General features: G+C 63.5%; 17 protein-coding genes. 13 read left to right on the top strand and 4 right to left on the bottom strand.

What is annotated here, in order from left to right; all coding sequences use genetic code 11:
• The 11 genes from M2267_RS11880 (at position 1) to nudI (ending at position 15411) form a co-directional block, all read left to right on the top strand.
• Positions 1 to 879, top strand: a complete 879-nt coding sequence (locus M2267_RS11880; RefSeq protein WP_429114726.1) for a transglutaminase family protein — start codon at positions 1 to 3, stop codon at positions 877 to 879.
• 178 nt (positions 880 to 1057) lie between these two features.
• Positions 1058 to 2374 carry a vWA domain-containing protein gene (locus M2267_RS11885; RefSeq protein WP_043610702.1) on the top strand — a complete coding sequence of 439 codons (1317 nt, stop codon included), beginning with the start codon at positions 1058 to 1060 and terminating at the stop codon, positions 2372 to 2374.
• Positions 2375 to 2578: 204 nt separating this feature from the next.
• Complete coding sequence (locus tag M2267_RS11890; protein WP_429114727.1) at positions 2579 to 5044, top strand: glycogen/starch/alpha-glucan phosphorylase; 2466 nt, start codon at positions 2579 to 2581, stop codon at positions 5042 to 5044.
• Positions 5041 to 7251, top strand: coding sequence for a 1,4-alpha-glucan branching protein GlgB (gene glgB, locus M2267_RS11895; protein WP_429114728.1), 2211 nt, complete (start codon positions 5041 to 5043; stop codon positions 7249 to 7251). The genes M2267_RS11890 and glgB overlap by 4 nt, the downstream gene beginning before the upstream one ends.
• 115 nt (positions 7252 to 7366) lie before the next feature.
• Positions 7367 to 8629: a glucose-1-phosphate adenylyltransferase gene (gene glgC / locus M2267_RS11900; protein ID WP_043610706.1), complete on the top strand. Its 1263-nt coding sequence runs from the start codon at positions 7367 to 7369 to the stop codon at positions 8627 to 8629.
• Between the two features lie 7 nt (positions 8630 to 8636).
• Positions 8637 to 10079 carry a glycogen synthase GlgA gene (gene glgA / locus M2267_RS11905; RefSeq protein ID WP_429114729.1) on the top strand — a complete coding sequence of 481 codons (1443 nt, stop codon included), beginning with the start codon at positions 8637 to 8639 and terminating at the stop codon, positions 10077 to 10079.
• A gap of 6 nt (positions 10080 to 10085) precedes the next feature.
• Positions 10086 to 11714 carry an alpha-D-glucose phosphate-specific phosphoglucomutase gene (locus M2267_RS11910; RefSeq protein WP_429114730.1) on the top strand — a complete coding sequence of 543 codons (1629 nt, stop codon included), beginning with the start codon at positions 10086 to 10088 and terminating at the stop codon, positions 11712 to 11714.
• A 122-nt stretch (positions 11715 to 11836) separates the two neighbouring features.
• Positions 11837 to 13801, top strand: coding sequence for a glycogen debranching protein GlgX (gene glgX, locus M2267_RS11915; RefSeq protein ID WP_429114731.1), 1965 nt, complete (start codon positions 11837 to 11839; stop codon positions 13799 to 13801).
• Between the two features lie 73 nt (positions 13802 to 13874).
• A complete protein-coding gene (locus M2267_RS11920) occupies positions 13875 to 14363 on the top strand; it encodes a MaoC family dehydratase (RefSeq protein ID WP_043610712.1) in 489 nt (162 codons plus the stop codon).
• Between the two features lie 23 nt (positions 14364 to 14386).
• Positions 14387 to 14926, top strand: coding sequence for a GNAT family N-acetyltransferase (locus M2267_RS11925; protein WP_429114732.1), 540 nt, complete (start codon positions 14387 to 14389; stop codon positions 14924 to 14926).
• Between the two features lie 35 nt (positions 14927 to 14961).
• Positions 14962 to 15411, top strand: a complete 450-nt coding sequence (gene nudI / locus M2267_RS11930; protein ID WP_429114733.1) for a nucleoside triphosphatase NudI — start codon at positions 14962 to 14964, stop codon at positions 15409 to 15411.
• 65 nt (positions 15412 to 15476) lie between these two features.
• Here the strand turns inward: nudI and soxG are convergent, their stop codons facing one another.
• Genes soxG through M2267_RS11950 form a run of 4 tightly spaced genes read right to left on the bottom strand, consistent with a single transcriptional unit; the run spans position 15477 to position 20610 of the window.
• The gene (gene soxG, locus M2267_RS11935) at positions 15477 to 16028 is read right to left on the bottom strand and encodes a sarcosine oxidase subunit gamma family protein (protein ID WP_043610718.1); all 552 of its coding nucleotides are present in this window, start codon (positions 16026 to 16028) and stop codon (positions 15477 to 15479) included.
• A complete protein-coding gene (locus tag M2267_RS11940) occupies positions 16021 to 19014 on the bottom strand; it encodes a sarcosine oxidase subunit alpha (RefSeq protein ID WP_429114734.1) in 2994 nt (997 codons plus the stop codon). The genes soxG and M2267_RS11940 overlap by 8 nt, the downstream gene beginning before the upstream one ends.
• The gene (locus tag M2267_RS11945; RefSeq protein WP_034786877.1) at positions 19011 to 19346 is read right to left on the bottom strand and encodes a sarcosine oxidase subunit delta; all 336 of its coding nucleotides are present in this window, start codon (positions 19344 to 19346) and stop codon (positions 19011 to 19013) included. The genes M2267_RS11940 and M2267_RS11945 overlap by 4 nt, the downstream gene beginning before the upstream one ends.
• A gap of 10 nt (positions 19347 to 19356) precedes the next feature.
• The gene (locus tag M2267_RS11950; protein WP_043610722.1) at positions 19357 to 20610 is read right to left on the bottom strand and encodes a sarcosine oxidase subunit beta family protein; all 1254 of its coding nucleotides are present in this window, start codon (positions 20608 to 20610) and stop codon (positions 19357 to 19359) included.
• 324 nt (positions 20611 to 20934) lie between these two features.
• Between M2267_RS11950 and rpsU the strand changes: the two genes are divergently transcribed.
• Both rpsU and M2267_RS11960 read left to right on the top strand, forming a co-directional pair.
• Positions 20935 to 21147, top strand: a complete 213-nt coding sequence (gene rpsU, locus M2267_RS11955; protein ID WP_034786884.1) for a 30S ribosomal protein S21 — start codon at positions 20935 to 20937, stop codon at positions 21145 to 21147.
• Positions 21148 to 21411: 264 nt separating this feature from the next.
• A complete protein-coding gene (locus tag M2267_RS11960) occupies positions 21412 to 22299 on the top strand; it encodes a tetratricopeptide repeat protein (protein ID WP_429114735.1) in 888 nt (295 codons plus the stop codon).
• Positions 22300 to 22316: the final 17 nt, after the last annotated feature.

Below are 22316 nucleotides of genomic sequence, written 5' to 3' on the forward strand. Positions count from 1 at the left end.
ATGCTTTACGACATCAGCCTGAAGATCACCTATGACTACGAAGTGCCGGTGTCCGGCGGCCGCCACCTCGTGCGTGTGCTGCCGGCGACGCTGCCGGGCCGCCAGCGTCTCGTCGTCGGCTCGCTCAGCTGCCATCCCGTGCCGGCCGAGCGCACCGAGAGCATCGACTTCTTCGCCAACCCGTTCGCGTCGATCCTCTTTCGCAATTCGCATGCCGACCTGACGATCCGCATGCAGGCGCGTGTGCAGGTGGAGGCCCAGGCCTTGACCGCGGACTTCTCCCCCGATCTCGCCGGCCTGCCGGCAGAGCTTGCCGCCTGCTGGTCCGTCGATGCCGAAGCGCCGCACCACTTCGCCGGCCCGAGCCCCCTCTTGCCCGAGGCCGCCGAAATCGCCGCCTATGCGCGCGACACGGTCACCGACGGGATGACCGTGCGCCAGATCGCCGTCGCACTGTGCGACCGCATCCATCGCGACTTCACTTATGACGGTGAGGCGACGACCGTGAACACGACGCCGGCAGAAGCGTTCAAGCTCAAGCGCGGCGTCTGCCAGGACTTCGCCCATGTCATGATCGTGGCGCTCAGAAGCCTCGGCGTCCCTGCGGGATATGTTAGTGGATTCTTAAGGACGATCCCTCCGCCCGGCAAGGAACGCCTCGAAGGGGCCGATGCCATGCATGCCTGGGTGCGCGTCTGGTGCGGCACAACCGGTGGATGGCTCGAACTCGATCCGACCAACAATATTCCGGCTGGAACCGACCATATCGTCGTCGGCCATGGCCGCGACTATGGCGATGTCGCGCCCGTCATCGGGGTCCTGAAAAGCTACGGCAGCCAGACGACGAAACAGGCGGTCGACGTCATTCCGGTACCGTGACCCGATTTGGCACAGTCCAGTTCCCGCTTCAGGACAGATCGCGTGCCGCAAAACCCCTTACAACAACTGGTTTTCCGGCGATCCGTTAAAATTGCACGGATTGCCGGAACGATATCGTAAGCCATCGCCGCTATTGATGCCCCCAAGCTTGCAACGTGTTCCTTTGGGGTGTGCAAAGATGGGAAGACGATACACGGTAGGCCGGTCCTTCGTAGCCATGCTCAAGGACCGGGGTGGCAATTTTGGTGTGATGGCTGCACTCGCGGCGCCATTGGTCTTGGCTGCCGGCGGCGTCGCCGTCGATCTGGCCACGATGATGACGACAAAGAACCAGATGCAGGATGCGGCCGATGCGGCGGCTCTTGCGGCTGCGTCGGCATTGGTTGCCAGCAAGGATGGACTGACGCCCGAGAAGGCCAAGGAAATCGCCTTGAACTTCCTGAAGGCGCAGTCGGCCGCAAGTTCGACGGATGTGCCCGGCGGCAACGACCCGGGCATGGGTACAGCCTCGGCGGGCGGCGTGACCGATCCGACAGAGACCCAGGTTCAGCCGACGGTCGACATCGTTACCACGCCGGTCGGCAAGAGCGACAAGGCCTTCAAGGTCACGATCGTCAACAAGCAGACCATTCAGCTCAACCCCATGACGCGATTGCTCGGACAGAAGTCCGTCAATCTGGAAACGGTGGCCATCGCCGAGAGCGCGACGGAAACCAAGAACGCCATGTCGATGTATCTCGTGCTCGACCGCTCGGGCTCGATGGCGTTCGCGACGAACGTGGAAAAAAAGCCGACCACCAGCTGCGTCAACTGGAACTCGGACAATTGGGGCAAAAGCAACGTCAAGGCGTCCACCCCGTGCATGATCGACAAGATCACGACCTTGAAATCCGCGGTTGAGACGCTGCTGAAGCCACTGACCGAGATGGACCCCGATAAGAAGTATGTTCGTGTCGGCGCCGTTTCCTATAGCAGCTCCATCTTCGCGGAAGAGAAACTGGCCTGGGGCACGACGAAGGCCAGCACCTACGTCAAGAACCTCGAGGCGAACGGCGGCACGGATTCGAGCGGCGCCTTCGCCAAGGCCGTCGCGGACCTGAAGCTCAAGAGCGAGAACGACGCGCACACGGCTTCCAACGGCCTGACACCGAAAAAGTACATCGTCTTCATGACCGATGGGGCGAACACACATTTCGAAGGAAAGGCGTTGACCATCCCGGCGGCGCCAAAGCCGGAACCGGAACTCGACAATTACACGGCCCAGGATTCCAAATCCGACACCGCAACGCTCAAGGCGTGCCAGGATGCCAAGGACGCCGGCATTCGCGTCTTCACGATCGCCTTCATGGCGCCGATTCAGGGAAAATCGGTCCTCAGCCGATGCGCCAGCAGCACCGCCGACTACAAGTCGCCGGAAGATGCCGCTGCTCTGGTCAAGGTTTTCGGCGAAATCGGCGCCACGACCTCGGGCAAGATGGCACGCCTGACGCGGTAAGACAGACCACATCGCTGACGATGCCGCCCGGTCCCGCCGGGCGGCATTTTGCATTTCGGCGGGACGCTTTCTCCACCGTTTGAGACACGTCTAATCCATTTAAAAACATCTGTTGCAAGCGCTTCGGATCGATGCATAAATTGCCTTTATCCCCGGTCGGGTCCGGCCTGCGACCTCCCAACGCAAAAGGGTAAAGACAGTTTCATGATGAACAGGCTCTCCACCAACGACGTGCCGCAGCCCGCCCCAAGGTCGTCTGAACCTAGCCAGCTCGCCGTCGAAATCCTCGAACGTCTGAAGTACCGCATCGGCAAGGACCCGAAGGTCGCAAAGCCCCATGACTGGCTGACCGCGGCGATCCTGGTTGCACGCGACCGCATCACCGACAAGTGGATGGATTCCACCCGCAAGACCTATTCAACCGGTGCAAAGCGCGTCTACTACCTCTCGCTTGAGTTTCTCATCGGCCGGCTGATGCGCGATGCGATGACCAATATCGGCCTGATGGACGAGATGCGCGATGCGCTCGCCTCCCTCGGCGTCGATATCGACGTCGTCGCCCAGCTCGAACCGGACGCAGCCCTTGGCAACGGCGGTCTCGGCCGTCTTGCCGCCTGCTTCATGGAATCGATGGCGACCGTCGACGTGCCGGCCTATGGATACGGCATTCGCTACATGCACGGCCTCTTCCGCCAGCAGATGGCCGACGGCTGGCAGGTTGAACTGCCGGAGACCTGGCTTGCCCATGGCAACCCCTGGGAGTTCGAACGGCGCGAGAGCTCCTACGAAATCGGCTTCGGCGGGATCGTCGAGACCGCCAATATCGACGAAGAGATCCAGCGTTTCGTCTGGAAACCGGCCGAGCGCGTTATCGCCACCGCCTTCGACACGCCGGCCGTCGGCTGGCGAGCAAAGCGCGTCAACACGCTGCGCCTGTGGACCGCGCAGCCGATCGACCCGATCCTGCTTGCAGCGTTCAATGCCGGCGACCACATCGGAGCGCTCAAGGAAAGCAACAAGGCCGAAAGCCTGACCCGCGTTCTTTATCCCGCCGACGCAACGCCGGCCGGCCAGGAGCTGCGACTGCGCCAGGAGTACTTCTTCTCGTCGGCCTCGCTGCAGGACATCCTGCGCCGTCACCTGCAGCAATATCCCGATTTCAGCTCGCTGCCGGACGCCGTCGCCATTCAGCTGAATGACACCCATCCGGCCATCTCCATTGCCGAACTGGTGCGGCTCTTGACCGATCTGCACGGCCTCGACTTCGAGCAGGCCTGGGACATCACCCGCCGCACGATCTCCTACACCAACCACACGCTTTTGCCCGAAGCGCTCGAAAGCTGGCCGGTGCCGCTGATCGAGCGGCTTTTGCCGCGCCACATGCAGATCGTCTATGCGATCAACGCCAAGATCCTGATCGAGGCCCGCCGCCAGAAGGGCGCGACGGACGACGAGATCCGCAACATCTCGCTGATCGACGAAAGCGGCGAACGGCGGGTGCGGATGGGCAACCTCGCCTTCGTCGGCTCGCACTCGATCAACGGCGTTTCGGCGCTGCACACCGAGCTGATGAAGGAAACGGTCTTTGCCGACCTGCACAAGCTCTACCCCGACCGCATCAACAACAAGACCAACGGCATTACCCCGCGCCGCTGGCTGATGCAGTGCAATCCCGGTCTCTTCGGACTGATCCGCGAAGCGATCGGCGACGAGTTCATGGACAATACCGAGGCGCTGCAGGCGCTCGACGCCTTCGCCGACAAGGCGGACTTCCAGGAGCAATTTGCCGCCGTCAAGCGCGCCAACAAGGTGCGCCTCGCCCAGGTCGTGCAAAGCCGCCTCGGCATAAGGCTCGATCCGTCGGCGATGTTCGATATCCAGATCAAGCGCATTCACGAATACAAGCGCCAGCTCCTCAACATCATCGAGGCGGTGGCGCTCTACGACCAGATCCGCTCGCATCCGGAGCTTGACTGGGTCCCGCGCGTCAAGCTTTTCGCCGGCAAGGCGGCGCCGAGCTATCACAATGCCAAGCTGATCATCAAACTCGCCAACGACGTCGCCCGTGTCGTCAACAACGACCCGGCCGTGCGCGGCCTCCTGAAGATCGTCTTCGTGCCGAACTACAACGTCTCGCTTGCCGAGATCATGGTTCCGGCCGCCGACCTCTCGGAGCAGATTTCGACCGCCGGCATGGAAGCGTCGGGCACCGGCAACATGAAGTTCGCGCTGAACGGCGCCTTGACGATCGGCACGCTCGACGGCGCCAATGTCGAAATGCGCGACTGGATCGGCGAGGAAAACATCAAGATCTTCGGCATGACCGCCGAAGAGGTGACGCGCGCACGAGCCGAAGGGCACAATCCGCGCGCCATCATCGAAGGCTCGCGCGAGCTGTCGCAGGCGTTGCAGGCGATTGCCTCCGGTGTCTTCTCGCCCGACGACCGCAACCGCTTCGCCGGCCTTATCGAGGGCATCTACAATCACGACTGGTTCATGGTTGCCGCTGATTTCGAAGCCTACGCCAAGGCACAGCGCGAGCTCGACCAGCTCTGGACGACGCCGTCCGACTGGCAAGCACAGGCAATCCGCAACACGGCACGGATGGGCTGGTTCTCGTCCGACCGCACCATCCGGCAATATGCCGGGGAAATCTGGAGAGCCGGATGACGTCTTCGGCCGGCAAGGACCCGGAACCCGCAGCTTCAGGTCTGCTGTCAGCGCCGGATATCGCGGCCATCCTCTCGGGCACGCATGAGGACCCCTTCGCGGTTCTCGGCGTGCACCCCGCCGGCAAGGTCATCCTTGCCCGCTGCTTCATCCCCGACGCCGAGACCGTGGCGGTGGAAACGCTCACAGGCAAGGAACTTGGTTCGCTGGAACGGCGCCACGATGCCGGATTCTTCGAGGGCCCTGTCTCCCTGAAAAAGCCGCAGCCGGTGCGCTATCGCGCCCGAAATCAGGGCGGCGAATGGGTGGTGGTCGATCCCTATAGCTTCGGCCCGGTGCTCGGGCCGATGGACGATTACTACATTCGCGAGGGCTCGCATCTCCGGCTGTTCGACAAGATGGGCGCCCATGCGATCGAGCATGACGGCGCGCAGGGCTATCACTTCGCCGTCTGGGCGCCGAACGCCAGGCGCGTTTCGGTGGTCGGCCAGTTCAACGACTGGGACGGCCGGCGGCACGTCATGCGGCTGCGCGCCGATACCGGCATCTGGGAGATCTTCATTCCCGGCGTCGAAGGCGGACTTGCCTATAAATACGAGATCCTCGACCGCAACGGCACGTTACTGCCGCTGAAGGCCGATCCCTTTGCCCGGCGCTCCGAGCTCCGCCCCAACACCGCCTCCGTCACCACGCCGGAAATCGCGCAGGTGTGGGACGACGAGGCGCACCGCAAGCATTGGGCGTCTGCCGACGCGAGGCGCCAGCCGATCTCGATCTACGAGGTCCATGCCGGCTCCTGGCAACGCCGCGACAATGGCGACATGCTCTCCTGGGACGAACTTGCCGATCGGCTGATCCCCTACTGCGTCGATATGGGCTTCACCCATATCGAGTTCCTGCCGATCTCGGAATTTCCCTTCGATCCGTCCTGGGGCTACCAGACGACCGGCCTCTATGCGCCGACCGCCCGCTTCGGCGAGCCCGAAGGTTTTGCCCGTTTCGTCAACGGCTGCCACAAGGTCGGCCTCGGTGTCATCCTCGACTGGGTGCCCGCGCATTTCCCGACCGACGAGCACGGGCTGCGCTGGTTCGACGGCACCGCACTCTACGAACACGAGGATCCGCGCCAGGGCTTCCATCCCGACTGGAACACGGCGATCTACAATTTCGGCCGCCAGGAAGTGCTGTCGTTCCTCGTCAACAACGCGCTCTATTGGGCGGAAAAATTCCATGTCGACGGACTGCGCGTCGATGCGGTCGCCTCGATGCTCTATCTCGACTACTCGCGCAAACATGGCGAGTGGGTGCCGAACGAGTATGGCGGCAACGAGAACCTCGAAGCGGTTCGCTTCCTGCAGACGATGAACACCCAGATCTACGGCCTGCATGGCGGCATCCTGACGATCGCCGAGGAATCGACCTCCTGGCCGAAGGTGTCCCATCCCGTTCACGCCGGCGGCCTCGGCTTCGGCTTCAAGTGGAACATGGGCTTCATGCACGACACGCTGCAGTATCTGTCGCGCGAGCCGGTGCACCGCAAGTTCCACCACAACGACCTGACCTTCGGCCTGCTCTACGCCTTCAGCGAGAACTTCGTGCTGCCGCTCTCCCATGACGAGGTCGTGCACGGCAAGGGTTCGCTGATCGCCAAGATGGCCGGCGACGACTGGCAGAAGTTCGCCAATCTCCGCGCCTATTACGCTTTCATGTGGGGTTATCCGGGCAAGAAGCTGCTGTTCATGGGCCAGGAGTTCGCGCAATGGCGCGAATGGTCCGAGGACCGCGCGCTCGACTGGAACCTGCTTGAATACCACCTGCACGAAGGCATGCGGCGGCTGGTGCGTGACCTCAACGGCACCTACCGGGCCAAGCCCGCCCTTCATGCGCGGGACTGCGAGGGCGAAGGTTTCGAGTGGCTGCTGGCCGACGACCGCGACAACTCCATCTTTGCCTGGCTGCGCAAGGCGCCCGGCGAAAAGCTCGTTGCCGTCATCACCAATTTCACCCCCGTCTACCGGGAAAGCTACGCCATCCCGCTTCCGGTCAAGGGTCGTTGGAAGGAGATCCTCAACTCCGACGCGGAAATCTACGGAGGAAGCGGCAAGGGCAACGGCGGCGCCGTTTTTGCCGAGAAGAACAGCACGGGAGCGATCATGGCCAACATCACCCTGCCGCCGCTGGCGACACTGATGCTGGAACAGGAGTAATTTATCCGATCCGCCAGCCGAAGGAGCGGGCGGGAGACTGCAAAAATCGAGGGCCGCAAGGCGTCGCAGAAGGCCGCCGTGACGACCCCTTGAGGTCAATGAATGGGGAGGACAAATGGTGGAAAAGCGTACGCAACCTCTGGCACGTGATGCCATGGCCTATGTTCTCGCCGGCGGTCGCGGCAGTCGCCTGAAGGAACTGACCGACCGACGGGCGAAGCCGGCGGTCTATTTCGGCGGCAAGGCCCGTATCATCGACTTCGCGCTGTCGAACGCGCTGAACTCCGGTATCCGCCGCATCGGCGTCGCCACCCAGTACAAGGCGCATTCGCTGATCCGCCACCTGCAGCGCGGCTGGAACTTCTTCCGCCCTGAACGAAACGAAAGCTTCGACATCCTGCCTGCCAGCCAGCGCGTTTCCGAAACGCAGTGGTACGAAGGCACGGCCGACGCGGTCTACCAGAACATCGACATCATCGAGGACCATGGCGTCGAATACATGGTGATCCTTGCCGGCGATCACATCTACAAGATGGACTACGAACTGATGCTGCAGCAGCACGTCGATTCCGGCGCCGATGTCACCATCGGCTGCCTCGAAGTGCCGCGCATGGAAGCGACCGGCTTCGGCGTCATGCATGTCGACGAGAAGGACCGCATCATCGCCTTCGTCGAAAAGCCCGCCGATCCGCCGGGCATTCCCGGCAATCCCGAGATGGCACTCGCCTCCATGGGCATCTATGTCTTCCACACGAAGTTCCTGATGGATCTTCTGCGCCGCGACGCCGCCGATCCGAAATCGAGCCGCGACTTCGGCAAGGACATCATTCCCTATATCGTCGACAACGGCAAAGCCGTCGCACATCGCTTTGCCCAGTCCTGCGTACGCTCCGATTTCGAGCGCGAGGCCTACTGGCGCGACGTCGGCACGATCGACGCCTACTGGCAGGCCAATATCGATCTCACCCATGTGACGCCGGAACTGGACATCTACGACAGCACCTGGCCGATCTGGACCTTCGCCGAGATCAAGCCGCCGGCCAAATTCGTGCATGACGACGAAAACCGCCGCGGCTCGGCGACCTCGTCGCTCATCTCCGGCGACTGCATCATCTCAGGCGCCGCTCTCAACCGCAGCCTGTTGTTCACAGGTGTGCGTGTTAATTCATATTCCCGTCTGGAGAATGCCGTAGTTCTTCCCGATGTGAAGATCGGTCGCCATGCGACGCTGCGCAACGTGGTCATCGACAGCCGTGTCGTGATCCCGGAGGGCCTCGTCGTCGGGGACGATCCGGTGCTCGATGCCAAGCGTTTCCGGCGCTCGGAAAACGGCGTCTGCCTGATCACGCAAACGATGATCGACAAATTGGGAATGTAGGCACTTCATGAACGTCCTGTCCGTTGCGTCCGAAGTCTATCCGCTGATCAAGACCGGGGGGCTCGCCGATGTCGTCGGCGCGCTTCCGGCAGCGCTTTTGCCGCACGGCGTCAAGACCCGCACCCTGGTGCCCGGCTATCCGGCCGTGCTGCAGAAGCTGAAGAAGAAAAAGAAGGTCGGCAGTTTCGACAACCTGTTCGGCAATCCGGCGACAGTTCTCGCCGCTGAAATCGACGGGCTCGACCTTTTGGTCCTCGACCAGCCGGAACTCTACGCCCGCGACGGCGGTCCTTACGTCGATGCGACCGGCCTCGACTATGCCGACAATTTCCGTCGCTTCGCCGCGCTCTCGCTTGCGGCGGCCGAGATTGCCGGCGGCGATATCGTCGCGGGCTTTAAGCCCGATATCGTTCACGCCCATGACTGGCAGACCGCGCTGACGCCGGTCTACATGCATTTCGGCCCGGCGGCCGCAACGCCGACGGTGATGACGATCCACAACATCGCCTTCCAGGGCCAGTTCGGCGCCTCGGTCTTCCCGGAGCTTGCCCTTCCCCCTGAAGCCTTCTCGATGCAGTTCGTCGAATATTACGGCGATGTCGGCTTTCTGAAAGGCGGCCTGCAGACCGCCGACGCCATCACCACCGTCAGCCCCTCCTATGCGCAGGAAATCCTGACGCCCGAGTTCGGCATGGGGCTCGAAGGTCTGTTGAAGAGCCGCGTCCCCGACCTCTCCGGCATCGTCAACGGCATCGACGCAGATGTCTGGGATCCGCAGACCGATCCTCACATCGCCCAGCACTTCAGCGCAACGAGCCTGAAGCAGCGGGCGGCCAACCGGCGTTCGCTCGAGGAACGCTTCAGCCTTGAAAAAGGCAACGGACCGATCTTCTGCGTCGTCAGCCGGCTCACCTGGCAGAAGGGCATGGATCTGGTAGCCGAAGTGGCGGACGAACTCGTCGCCCTTGGCGCCAAGCTGGTGGTGCTTGGGTCGGGTGACGCGGCCCTTGAAGGCGCGTTGCTTGCGGCCGCTTCCCGTCACCGCGGCCATATCGGCATGGTCACCGGCTACAACGAGCCGCTGTCGCATCTGATGCAGGCGGGTTCCGACGCGATCCTCATCCCGTCGCGCTTCGAGCCCTGCGGGCTTACCCAGCTCTACGGCCTGCGCTACGGCTGCGTGCCGGTCGTCGCCCGCACCGGCGGGCTTGCCGATACCATCATCGACGCCAACGAGGCCGGGCTTGCGGCCAAGGTCGCCACCGGCTTCCAGTTCACGCCTGTCAATGCCGATGGGTTGCGGCTTGCGATCCGGCGGGTGCTGCGTGCATACAGCGAGCCCAAAGTCTGGTCGAAAATTCAGACCCAGGGCATGAAATCGGACGTTTCCTGGGCCACAAGTGCCGAGCGTTACGTCTCTCTTTATTCCGGACTTCTCGGGAAAGGTTAAGTCAGCATGATAAGAACGGTTACCACAACCCCCTACGGCGACCAGAAGCCTGGCACGTCAGGGCTGCGCAAGAAGGTCCCGGTCTTCCAGCAGAAGAACTATGCCGAGAACTTCATCCAGTCGATCTTCGACGCGCTCGAAGGCTTTCAGGGCGAAACCCTTGTGATCGGCGGCGACGGCCGCTTCTACAACCGCGAAGTCATCCAGATCGCCATCAAGATGGCGGCCGCCAACGGCTTCGGTCGCGTGCTCGTCGGCCGTGGCGGCATCCTGTCGACGCCGGCTGCCTCCAACGTCATCCGCAAGTACAAGGCCTTTGGCGGCATCGTTCTGTCGGCCAGCCACAATCCCGGCGGCCCGACCGAAGATTTCGGCATCAAGTACAATATCGGCAATGGCGGCCCGGCACCGGAAAAGGTCACCGATGCGATCTTTGCCCGCAGCAAGGTGATCGACAGCTACAAGATCTCTGACGTTGCCGACATCAACCTCGATGCCGAAGGCACGCAGGAGCTTGACGGCATGACCGTGACGGTCATCGACCCGGTCGCCGACTATGCCGAACTGATGGAAAGCCTGTTCGACTTCGACGCCATCCGCAAAATGATCGGCGGCGGCTTCCGCGTCGTCTTCGACGCCATGAGTGCCGTCACCGGGCCTTACGCCAAGGAGATCATCGAGAAGCGTCTCGGCGCGCCCAAGGGCTCGGTGATGAACTTCATTCCGCTGCCCGATTTCGGCGGCCACCATCCGGACCCGAACCTCGTACACGCGCGCGCGCTCTACGAGACGATGATGGGACCGGATGCACCGGATTTCGGCGCCGCCTCCGATGGCGACGGTGACCGCAACCTCGTCATCGGCCGCAGCATCTTCATCACGCCCTCCGACAGTCTGGCCATGCTCGCCGCCAACGCCCACCTGGCACCCGGCTACGCCAAGGGCATTGCCGGCATCGCCCGCTCGATGCCAACCAGCGGTGCGGCCGACCGCGTGGCCGAGAAGCTCGGCATCGGCCTCTACGAAACGCCGACCGGCTGGAAGTTCTTCGGCAACCTGCTCGACGAGGGCATGGCGACGATCTGCGGCGAGGAAAGCGCCGGCACCGGCTCCAACCACGTGCGCGAAAAGGACGGCCTCTGGGCGGTCCTGCTGTGGCTCAACGTTCTCGCCGCCCGCAAGGAAAGTGCGCTCGACATCGTCAAGAGCCACTGGGCGACCTACGGCCGCAACTATTATTCGCGCCACGACTACGAAGAGGTCGACAGCGATGCGGCCAATGGCCTGATCGCCAACCTGCGCGACCAGCTTGCCACGCTGCCCGGCAAGTCCTTCGGCGCGCTCAAGGTCGCGACCGCGGACGACTTTGCCTACAACGATCCGGTCGACCATTCCGTCAGCAAGAACCAGGGCATCCGCATCCTGTTCGAAGGCGGCTCCCGCGTCGTCTTCCGCCTCTCGGGCACCGGCACATCGGGCGCAACGCTGCGCGTCTATATCGAGCGCTTCGAGCCGGACGCTTCGCGTCACGATATCGAGACGCAGACGGCGCTTGCCGATCTCATCGCCGTTGCGGAAGAGATCGCCAGCATCAAGACCCGCACCGGCCGCACCGAGCCGAGCGTCATTACCTGAGAAACCAGACGATCGGGGCCGCCTTCGGGCGGCCCTTTTCTGTTGCCGCCTACCCTCACTGCCTAGCCTGGCGGAGGGGGCTGACGGAATATGAGTTCGATACCAGGAAGAGGGACGCTTTCATGCCGACGATCGGAAACCCACCCCTCGGTGCCACCGTCACCTCCGACGGCACGGTGTTTTCGGTCTGGTCGCGCAACGCCGCCCGTATCGATCTCTGCCTCTTCGACAAATCGGGCGCCAACCAGCTGCGCCAGCTGCCGATGACGCGGAACGGCGACATTCACAGCCTGACGGTTGCCGACGCGCCGAAGGGAACGCGCTACGGCTTCCGGGCCGATGGCGTCTATTCGCCCGATCACGGTCTCTGGTTCGATCCGTCCAAACTTCTCGTCGATCCCTACGCCCTGGAGCTCGACCGCCCGTTCCGCCACGATCCACGCCTGACGATCTTTGGCGAAGACACCGCCGACCTCGTACCGAAAGCGATCGTCACCGAGGCAAAACCGGCCAAGGTGAAAGCGCCGCTCTTTCGCGCCGGCGGCCTCGTCTACGAAATCGCCGTCAAGCCTTTCACCATCCTCCATCCCGACGTGCCCGAACCCAAGCGTGGTACGGTGGCGGCGCTTGCCGAGCCTGCCATCATCGCGCACTTGAAGCGCCTCGGCGTTTCGGCGGTCGAACTGATGCCGATCGTTGCCTGGATCGACGAGCGCCATCTGCCGCCGCTCGGGCTGAAGAATGGCTGGGGCTACAATCCGATCGCCCCGATGGCGCTCGATCCGCGCCTCGTGCCGGGTGGCCTCAAGGAATTGCGCAAGACCGTCGAAGCGCTGCGCAAGGAGGGCATCGGCGTCATCCTCGATCTCGTCTTCAACCACTCCGGCGAGAGCGACCGCTTCGGCACGACCTTGTCGATGCGCGGCCTCGACAACCTCACCTATTACCGCCATGTCACCGACCGGCCGGGCGAGCTGATCAACGACACCGGCTGCGGCAACACCATCGCCTGCGACAACCCTGTGGTCGAGGCGCTGATCCTCGACAGTCTGCGCCATTTCGTCAGCGCCGCCGGCGTCGACGGCTTTCGTTTCGACCTCGCCTCGATCCTCGGCCGCGACATGGGCGGCTTCCACCGCGATGCTCCGCTCTTCCGGGCGATCGCGACCGATCCGCTGCTTGCCGACCGCGTGCTGATTGCCGAGCCGTGGGATATCGGCCCCGGCGGCTACCAGCTCGGCAACTTCCCCGCCCCTTTCCTTGAGTGGAACGACCGCGCCCGCGACGACATCCGCATCTACTGGCGCGGCGATCGACATTCGATCGGCGCGCTGGCGACAGCGCTTGCCGGCTCGTCGAACAGTTTTTCCCGTTGGGGCGAGGCAGGAACCCGTACGGTCAACTTCATCGCCGCCCATGACGGCTTCACGCTGGCCGATCTCGTCTCCTATGCCGGCAAGCACAACGAGGCGAACGGCGAGGAAAACCGCGACGGCCACAACGAGAACCACTCCTGGAACAACGGCGCCGAGGGCGCGACGACCGATCCGGAAATCAAGGCGGCTCGCCGCCATGACCTGATGGCGCTCGTCGGCACACTCTTTGCCACCCGCGGTACGATCATGCTGACCGCCGGCGACGAAGCCGGGCGCAGCCAGCAGGGCAACAACAACGCCTATTGCCAGGACAACGCCATCACCTGGCTCGACTGGACGGCGCTGGACGACGAGATCGTCGCCCATACTGCAGCCCTGTCAGCCATGCGCTCTCGCTTCGGCGTTTTCGATGAAACCACCTTCCTGACCGGAAACGGCGACGTCGAGTGGTGCCGTCTCGACGGTCACCCGATGACCGTGGCCGACTGGGAGCATCCGGCAACGGACAATCTGATGATGGTGCTGGCCACCCGCGACCGAACCCAGAAGCGGGCAACGCGGCTGGCCGTCGTCATCAATCGCAGCCATGCGCCGCATCCCCTCCGCCTGCCCGACAGCGTCAATGGGAAATGGCAGGACGCGCTCGCAGCGTCAGCTCCCGCCGATCACGTAGCGCCGCGCTCCGTCACCTTCCTCGTCGAAGTTTTCTAAGCTTTTCCACCACTTGCAGGTTGCAACAGGCGAGCCTATAGATCGCTTGGGGGGCTTGTTTCGAGGCGTTCACATGCTGCAGGACATATCACTTTCTGAGATCAAGGTACTGGTCGGCAAGGAAGTCGGCGTTTCCGACTGGATCACGGTCACCCAGGAAACGATCGACAAATTCGCCGAAGCAACCAGCGACTATCAGTATATCCACGTCGACCCGGTGCGGGCCGCTGCCGAAACGCCCTTCGGCGGCACGATCGCGCATGGCTTCCTGTCGCTCTCGCTGCTTTCGGCGATGAACTACAATTGCCTGCCGAAGATCCGCGAACAGACGATGGGCATCAACTACGGCTTCGAGAAGGTGCGCTTCGTCGCGCCGGTGAAGAGCGGCGCCAAAGTGCGCGGCCACTTCACCATGGCCGATGCGCGCTTTCGCGGCGCCAGCATGCTAATGATCACCTATGACGTCAGCGTCGAGATCGAAGGCGAGCGCAAGCCGGCGCTGACGGCGACCTGGCAGACCATCATCCAGTTTGATCCCAAGGATCGACCCGCCGATGCCTGAGGCGGTTTGAGCAGGCAGATCCCATGACAGCATCAGTCATCGTCGCGCCGGCCGACGGACGTTTCGTCGGCGACTTTGCCGGCTGCGACTTCTCCTTCGAGATCACGTCCGAAGCGCTGCCGCCCTTCACCGGCCCCGGTGTTGGCGACATCGCCCCGGTCGAGCGCTACATCAAGGCCTATGGATCCGACCCGGACGAGCTTGTGGAGGCGGCGGCCGAGCCGGATGCCGCCCTCTTCGCAGCACGTCTCGACGGCCGGCTCGCCGGTTACATCGCGCTCTCGAAGGCCTGGAACGGCTTTGCCGAAGTCGACGATATCGCCGTCGACAGCAACGCGCGCCGAGCCGGCGTCGCGCGGGCCCTCATGGACCGGGCGGTGTCATGGGCGCGGGAACGGGGCCTGCCGGGGATCCGTCTCGAGACCCAGTCGAACAATGTCACCGCCTGCCGCTTCTACGAGCGCTTCGGCTTCGAACTTGCCGGCTACGACCGCCATCTCTATTCGGCATTGACGCCGGGAACCCGCGAGATCGCGCTCTACTGGTATTTGCGCTTCGCGTGAAATCAAGGCGGCTGTCGCGGTCGCAGAAACAGGGAATGGAGAAGTCATTGCGCCAGCGTATCATCGTCTGCCCGCTCATTCAGAACAGGGGCGCCTACTTGCTCTGCAAGATGCCGACCGATCGCGGCGTGTTTCCCGGGCAGTGGGCCCTTTCCGGTGGCGGCCTGGAGCCGGGCGAACGTCTCGACGAGGGCCTGCGCCGTGAAATCCGGGAAGAGCTTGGAGACCGCCTGGAGATCGGGACCATCAAGCCCTGGACCTTCCGGGACGACATCCGGACGAAGTCCTACGCCGACGGGTCAACCGAAGAGCTGCATATGATCTATCTGATCTTTGACTGCGAGGCCAAAAATCGCGAGGTCAGCCTCAACGACGAATTCGTCGAACATGCCTGGGTCGCGCCCGAGCAGCTCCAGGATTACGACCTCAACGACGCGACGAAGCGCACATTCCAGGAAAAAGGCATCCTGCCGGCTACACGGTAAGCGCCAACGGTTGCCGACAGACTTGAAGGCCGGGAAACGCGTGAGCGCTTCCCGGCCTTTTTATCTCAATGCCCGGCGTCCGCCGCACCCTCGGACAGCAGCCCGAAGACGAAGGGCGAGAACGACCGCCAGCACTCGACCCGGAACTGATCCTCGGCCGTGCGGAAGAGGATGATCTCGGCTTTGCCGAGGATCGTGCGCGAGCAGCCGCCAACCGGGAAGATCGCCAGGGACAGATCCTGCGGGCAGCCGCTGTTGATGGCCACGTCCGCGCCTGGGCCGCTGACGATGACGGCGACGTTGCGATGCGAGATGTCGACCGCCGAATGCAGCGTTCCGCTCGAGGCGGCCGCCGCCATCAGGTCGGCTTCGCTTTCATCGAACACCAGCCACTCGTCGGGGCCGATCCACAGCGCATGACGCTGGCCGGAGGAGGCCGAGGTCTTCGGTCGGGTCGGCAGCGTCACGCCAAGGGCCGCCGAAAGGGCCGGCAGTGCGTCGGCGCCGGCGCGCAGCGAGATGCGGGTTGCCGCCGGTGCCGGCGTCAGGATCGCTTCGGCCGAACCGCCGCGCGCGGTGAGTGCCGCCTTGCGGCTTGCAGTAACCTGGTCAGCCATGGAGGCGGCCCCCTTCCTTGTCAAAGAACACCATGTCGCTCACTTCGACGGCGATGGTGCGATCGGTCATCGGCACATAGAGCGTCTGCCCGATCCGCGCGCGGCCACCGGCCACCATGGCGAGTGCAATCGAGCGGCCGCAGTTTTCCGACCAGTAGGACGACGTCACGTGACCGAGCATGGTCATCGGCTTCGGCTGGTTCGGGTCGGCGACGATCTGCGCGCCTTCCTCCAGCACCACCTTCGGATCCTTGGTGAGAAGACCCACGAGCTGCTTGCGGCCGTCCTTGACGAGATCCGGGCGCTTGAGGCCGCGGATACCGACGAAGTCGGGCTTCTTCTTCGAGACCGCCCAGGAGAGGCCGGCATCGTCGGGCGTCAGCGTGCCGTCGGTATCCTGGCCGACGATGATGTAGCCCTTCTCGGCGCGCAGCACATGCATGGTTTCCGTGCCATAGGCGCAGGCGCCCATCGGCTCGGCCCGCGCCCAGATCGCTTCCCAGACCGCCTGGCCGTAGTCAGCCGGCACGTTGACTTCGAAACCGAGCTCGCCGGTGAACGACATGCGGAACAGCCGTGTCGGCACGCCGCAGATCTTGCCCTCGGCGACGCTCATGTGCGGGAAGGCCTCGTTGGAGAGGTCGATGCCTTCGACCAGCGGCGCGATGATCTCGCGCGCCTTCGGACCCTGCACGGCGATGACCGCCCATTGTTCCGTCGTCGACGTCAGCCACACCTTCAGATGCGGGAACTCGGTCTGCAGATAGTCTTCCATGTGGTTCATGACGCGCGGCGCACCGCCGGTTGTCGTCGTCACATGGAAGCGGTCCTCGGCCAGGCGGCCGACCACGCCGTCGTCATAGACGAAGCCGTCGTCGCGCAGCATGATGCCGTAGCGGCAGCGGCCGGGCTTCAGGTTGTCCCAGGCGTTGGTGTACATGAGGTTGAGGAACTGGGCCGCGTCCGGGCCGACGACCTCGATCTTGCCGAGCGTCGAGGCATCGAAGACACCGGCGACATCACGCACCGTCTTGCACTCGCGCGCCACCGCCTCGTGCATGTCTTCGCCGGAGCGCGGGTAGAACCAGGCGCGCTTCCAGTTGCCGACATCCTCGAACTCGGCGCCATGCGCTTCCTCCCAAGCATGCATTGGCGTCTTGCGCGCCGGGTCGAACAGGGATCCACGCGAATGGTTGACGATCGCGCCGAAGGTCACCGGCGTATAGGGCTGGCGGAAGGTGGTGAGACCCACCTGCGGAATGTCCTTGCCGAGCGCCTCTGCGGCAATCGCCAGGCCATGCATGTTGGAAAGCTTGCCCTGGTCGGACGCCATGCCGTTGGTGGTGAAGCGCTTGATGTGCTCGATCGAGTGCATGCCTTCGCGCACCGCCAAACGGATGTCCTTGGCGCAGACGTCGTGCTGGAAGTCGATGAAGGCCTTGACGGTCGTGTCCGGCCCTGCCCCTTCAGCGGCACCGATCATGCCGCCGGTCCAGCCGTAGCGGTTTTCGCCCGAGAGCGTCACCTGCGCTCCGCCTTCGGCACCAGCCGCACGCGCAGTCAGTTCGCCGGCGGCAAGCGCTTCGTCGATGGTTGCCTGCAGGTCGTCGGTGCCGTTGCAGGCGCCGATCGACAGGCAATCTTGCAGGTACGTGCCCGGCAGGAAGCGCTGCGTCGCCGCATCGAACTTCACCTTGCCGCGCGACTGCGAGAACAGGTGCACCGACGGCGTCCAGCCGGCTGAGACCAAAAGCGCGTCGACCGCGAACTTGCGGGCCGAGCCGCCGCCATTGCGGGCGACGCTGATCGAGTTGACCCTAAGCTTCCCGCCGGCCTTGATCACAGAATGGCTGGTCAGCACTTCGATGCCGAGCTTGCGCGCTTCAGCCAGCACCGCTTCACCAGGGTTTTCGCGGCAGTCGACGATGACGGGAACCGAGACACCGGCCCGCTTGAGGTCGAAAGCCGCCTCATAGGCCGAGTCATGGGCGGTGTAGACGCCAACCTTGGAGCCGACGGCAACGCCGAAGTGGTTGAGATAGGTGCGCCCGGCCGAAGCGAGCATGATGCCCGGACGGTCGTTGTTGGCGAACACCATGTGCCGCTCGATCTGGCCGTTGGCGAGGATCACCTTCTTGGCGCGCACCTGCCACAGCCGCTCGCGCGGCAGCGACTTGTCGAGCGCCGCCAGATGATCGGTCACGCGCTCGACGAGGCCGACGAAATTGTGGTTGTAGTAGCCGAAGCCGGCGGTGCGGGTGAGCACCGTGACGTTGTCCATCGAGGCCAGCGTCTTTGCGGTCTCCTGCGCCCAGTCCCAGCCGTCCTTGCCGTCGATCGTCGTACCGCTTTCATAGCGAAGCGCGCCGCCCATTTCCGGCTGCTCGTCGCAGATGACCACCTTGGCGCCGGCTTTGGCTGCGGCAAGCGCCGCCGAGAGGCCGGCAACGCCACCACCGATGACGAGCACGTCGCAATGGGCGTAGCGGCTGGCATAGTGGTCCGGATCGGCTTCCGTCGGCGCGACGCCGAGGCCGGCGGCACGACGGATGAAGGGTTCGTAGATCGCGTGCCAGGCAGCCTTCGGCCACATGAAGGTCTTGTAGTAGAAACCGGCGGCGAAGAACGGCGACATCAGGTCGTTGAGGCCGCCGATGTCGAAGGCGAGCGACGGCCAGCGGTTCTGCGAACTCACCTTCATGCCGTCGAAGACTTCCTGCACCGTTGCGCGCACGTTCGGCTGACGCCGGGCGGCATCCCGCGAGACGTCCATCAACGCGTTCGGCTCCTCGGCACCGGCCGAAAGAATGCCGCGCGGGCGGTGATACTTGAACGAACGGCCGACGAGATGAATGCCGTTGGCAAGCAGCGCCGAGGCAACCGTGTCGCCTTCGAGCGCCGTCAGCGTGCGGCCGTCGAAGGTGAAGCGCGCGGTGCGGGCGGGGGTCAGGCGGCCGACGCCTGGAATGCGGTTGGCGCCCATCATTTCGCGGCTCCCTTGTCCTGGCCGTTCTTGTCCTGCTCGCTCTGGAGAATGGTGGCGATGTCAGGCTTTGGCTCGCCCGCCTTGTAGGTGGTGTAGAAACGGTCGCTGACCGTGTCGCGGGCGGCGTTGAAGAAGCGGCCGCAGCCATGGATATGGCGCCAGCGTTCGAAGATCAGACCCTTGGGGTTCTGACGCAGGAAGAAGTATTCCTCGAACTGTTCGTCGGTGATGTCGGCGATGTTTTCCGGACGGGCGATATGGGCGTCGCCGGCACCGCGGAACTCGAGCTCCGAACGCTCTTCCTCGCAATAGGGGCAGTAGATCAGAAGCATCTCGAAATCCTCAGTGCGCAACGGCGGCGGCAGCCGCCTCGTCGATCAGCCGGCCGGTGCGGAAGCGCTCCAGCGTCAACCCTGCGGCCAGACGATGCGGCTCGCCCTTGGCGATCAGATGGGCGAAGAGATGGGCCGAGCCGGGCGTCGCCTTGAAACCGCCCGTACCCCAGCCTGCGTTGAGATAAAGGCCCGGAACCGGCGTCACACCCTGGATCGGCGAGCGGTCCTGGGTGACGTCGACGATGCCACCCCACTGCCGCATCATCTTCACGCGGCGGAACATCGGGAAGAGCTCGCAGATCGCATCGAGCGTATGGGTGATGATCTGCAGGCCGCCGGTCTGCGAATAGGAATTGTACTGGTCGGTGCCGGCGCCGATGACGAACTCGCCCTTGTCGGACTGCGAGATATAGGCATGCACCGAGTTCGACATGACGACGCAGGGGAAGATTGGCTTCAGCGGCTCGGAGACCAGCGCCTGCAGCGGCTGGCTCTGCAGCGGCACACGCACGTCCGCCATCTGCATCAGCACCGAGGTATGGCCGGCGGCGGAGATGCCGACCTTCTTGGCGCCGATGTAGCCGCGGCTGGTGTCGACGCCGACGACCCGGCCGGTCTCGTCGCGACGGATGCCGGTCACTTCGCAGTTCTGGATGATGTGCACGCCGCGGTCGGAGGCCGCGCGGGCATAGCCCCAGGCAACCGCGTCATGGCGGGCCGTGCCGCCGCGGCGCTGCAGGGCGGCACCATTGATCGGGTAGCGCGCGGTCTTGGCGATGTCGAGCGGCGGGCAATAGGCCTTGGCCTGTTCCGGCGTCAGCCATTCATTGTCGATGCCATAGAGGCGGTTGGCATGGATATGGCGCTTGAACGACTGCTGGTCATGGATGTTGTGCGACAGCATCATCACGCCGCGCGGCGAATACATGACGTTGTAGTTCAGGTCCTGCGACAGGTTTTCCCAGAGCTTCAGCGAATGCTCGTAGATGTCCATGCTCTCTTCATAGAGATAGTTGGACCGGATGATCGTCGTGTTGCGGCCGGTATTGCCGCCGCCGATCCATCCCTTTTCGAGCACCGCGACATTGGTGATGCCGTGCTCCTTGGCAAGATAGTAGGCAGCACCGAGACCATGGCCGCCGCCGCCGATGATGATGGCGTCGTACTCCTTGCGCGGCTCCGGCGACGCCCAGTGCGGGCCCCATCCCTTGTGGCCGCGCAGCGCCTCGCGCGCCACGGCGAAAACTGAATATTTGCGCATCGGCCCGTTACTCCCGGTGTTCATTCTCGTTGGCGTTAGAAATCGCAAATCCGGGGCCCGCGCAACGTTTCTTTTGCGACGCATTTGCGTGGACTTGCGCGCAGTTGCGACATGACTATGGATCGGTTAAGCGGCAGACGGGAAGCAGCGCCGGCCCTGCATCTCAGGATTTTTCCGCGTCTCCTCATGTCGTCGCTGGACTTTCGCCTGACGATCTGGTATCCGCTCATCTAATCGTAAAGCTTCCAGCTTAGCGAATGTCATTCTTTTGCCTCCGTACCTGACGGAGCTGCAAAATAACTCGAACCAAGGAACGGGATTCACGTGCAGGTACTTGTCCGCGATAACAATGTCGATCAGGCGCTCCGCGCTCTTAAGAAGAAGATGCAGCGCGAAGGCATTTTCCGCGAAATGAAGATGCGTGACTACTACGAGAAGCCGTCCCAGAAGCGCGCCCGCGAAAAGGCTGAAGCCGTACGCCGCGTCCGCAAGCTGGCACGCAAGCGTGCACAGCGCGAAGGCCTCCTGGCCCGCTGATTTGTCGATTTTTCGACGCTTTCCGATGTAAGTCGTGGCGGGGGCGATATATCGCCACCGCCTTTTTTTGGTATGGACATCTTTTCCGCCAACAGGCTAGCGTGAGAAACGCTGCCGGAGACGGATAGCCGACCGGAGCGTTTTGGCCGGGCGGACGCCAGTGGCCTGAACAGGGCCCGGCTGCGGAGCCCCGGGGAGTATCGGCGGCTTCAGGAACAGAAGGCCGATGGCTTTCGAGACCTTGTCGATTTGAGGGATCAACCTTTGACACTTGCTGCCATGACTGCGGACGTCTCCGGTTTCACTGCCCACGAGGCGTCTCGCCGCCACCAGCGCAAGCCAAGGCTTGCCGCCCTGCTGCTTCTCGGTTCGGCCCTTCTCATTGCCGGCTGCACGACCGACGGTCCGGACTCCGTCACCAACAAGGTCGAGCGCGAACAGGGCTCGCAGGAAAACATCGCCTCGCTCTCGAGCGTCATCGCCTCCAACCCGAGCGACCCGGAAGGCTACAATGTTCGCGGTTCGGCTTACGGCCGCGCCGGCGAATACCGCCGCGCCATTGCCGATTTCGACCAGGCGATCAAGCTCAACCCGCGCTTCTACCAGGCCTATGCCAACCGGGCGCTGGTTCACCGCAACATGGGCAACACCCAGGCAGCGCTTGCCGACTACAACACGGCGCTGCAGCTCAACACCAACTACGACGTCGCCTACATCGGCCGCGGCAATCTTTATCGCCAGGCCGGCCAGCTCGATTCCGCCTTCAACGATTTCAACAAGGCGATCCAGCTCGATACGACCGATCCGCGCGCCTATCACAATCGCGGCCTGATCTACCAGGCGCGCAACCAGCACGGCCAGGCGATCGAAGACTTCTCGACCGCGATCTCGCTTTCGCCGAGCTCGCCGGAGCCCTATAACGGCCGCGGCATCTCCTATGTCGCCCAAGGCGACGACGACAACGCGTTCTCCGACTTCAACACCGCGATCAACCTCAACGGCAAGGTCGCCGAATCCTGGGCCAACCAGGCGCTGATCTACGAGCGCAAGGGCGACAAGGCCAAGGCGTCGAAGTCCTACTCGCACGCGCTGCAGCTCGACCCGAAATACGAGCCGGCCCGCGCCGGCCTTGCCCGCGTCAAGGCATCCTGAGCCGACCCGATCACACA

This window comes from Ensifer sp. KUDG1 (assembly GCF_050434285.1).
Taxonomy (GTDB): Bacteria; Pseudomonadota; Alphaproteobacteria; order Rhizobiales; family Rhizobiaceae; genus Ensifer.

What these genes read in the sequence shown, in the direction of transcription:
- M2267_RS11910 (WP_429114730.1), top strand. Translation starts at nt 10,086, where the DNA reads ATGATAAGAACGGTTACCACAACCCCCTACGGCGACCAGAAGCCTGGC.
- glgB (WP_429114728.1), top strand. Translation starts at nt 5,041, where the DNA reads ATGACGTCTTCGGCCGGCAAGGACCCGGAACCCGCAGCTTCAGGTCTG.
- glgA (WP_429114729.1), top strand. Translation starts at nt 8,637, where the DNA reads ATGAACGTCCTGTCCGTTGCGTCCGAAGTCTATCCGCTGATCAAGACC.
- M2267_RS11890 (WP_429114727.1), top strand. Translation starts at nt 2,579, where the DNA reads ATGATGAACAGGCTCTCCACCAACGACGTGCCGCAGCCCGCCCCAAGG.
- M2267_RS11925 (WP_429114732.1), top strand. Translation starts at nt 14,387, where the DNA reads ATGACAGCATCAGTCATCGTCGCGCCGGCCGACGGACGTTTCGTCGGC.
- M2267_RS11940 (WP_429114734.1), bottom strand. Translation starts at nt 19,014, where the DNA reads ATGATGGGCGCCAACCGCATTCCAGGCGTCGGCCGCCTGACCCCCGCC.
- soxG (WP_043610718.1), bottom strand. Translation starts at nt 16,028, where the DNA reads ATGGCTGACCAGGTTACTGCAAGCCGCAAGGCGGCACTCACCGCGCGC.
- M2267_RS11920 (WP_043610712.1), top strand. Translation starts at nt 13,875, where the DNA reads ATGCTGCAGGACATATCACTTTCTGAGATCAAGGTACTGGTCGGCAAG.
- M2267_RS11880 (WP_429114726.1), top strand. Translation starts at nt 1, where the DNA reads ATGCTTTACGACATCAGCCTGAAGATCACCTATGACTACGAAGTGCCG.
- nudI (WP_429114733.1), top strand. Translation starts at nt 14,962, where the DNA reads ATGGAGAAGTCATTGCGCCAGCGTATCATCGTCTGCCCGCTCATTCAG.
- M2267_RS11885 (WP_043610702.1), top strand. Translation starts at nt 1,058, where the DNA reads ATGGGAAGACGATACACGGTAGGCCGGTCCTTCGTAGCCATGCTCAAG.
- glgC (WP_043610706.1), top strand. Translation starts at nt 7,367, where the DNA reads ATGGTGGAAAAGCGTACGCAACCTCTGGCACGTGATGCCATGGCCTAT.
- glgX (WP_429114731.1), top strand. Translation starts at nt 11,837, where the DNA reads ATGCCGACGATCGGAAACCCACCCCTCGGTGCCACCGTCACCTCCGAC.
- M2267_RS11950 (WP_043610722.1), bottom strand. Translation starts at nt 20,610, where the DNA reads ATGCGCAAATATTCAGTTTTCGCCGTGGCGCGCGAGGCGCTGCGCGGC.
- M2267_RS11945 (WP_034786877.1), bottom strand. Translation starts at nt 19,346, where the DNA reads ATGCTTCTGATCTACTGCCCCTATTGCGAGGAAGAGCGTTCGGAGCTC.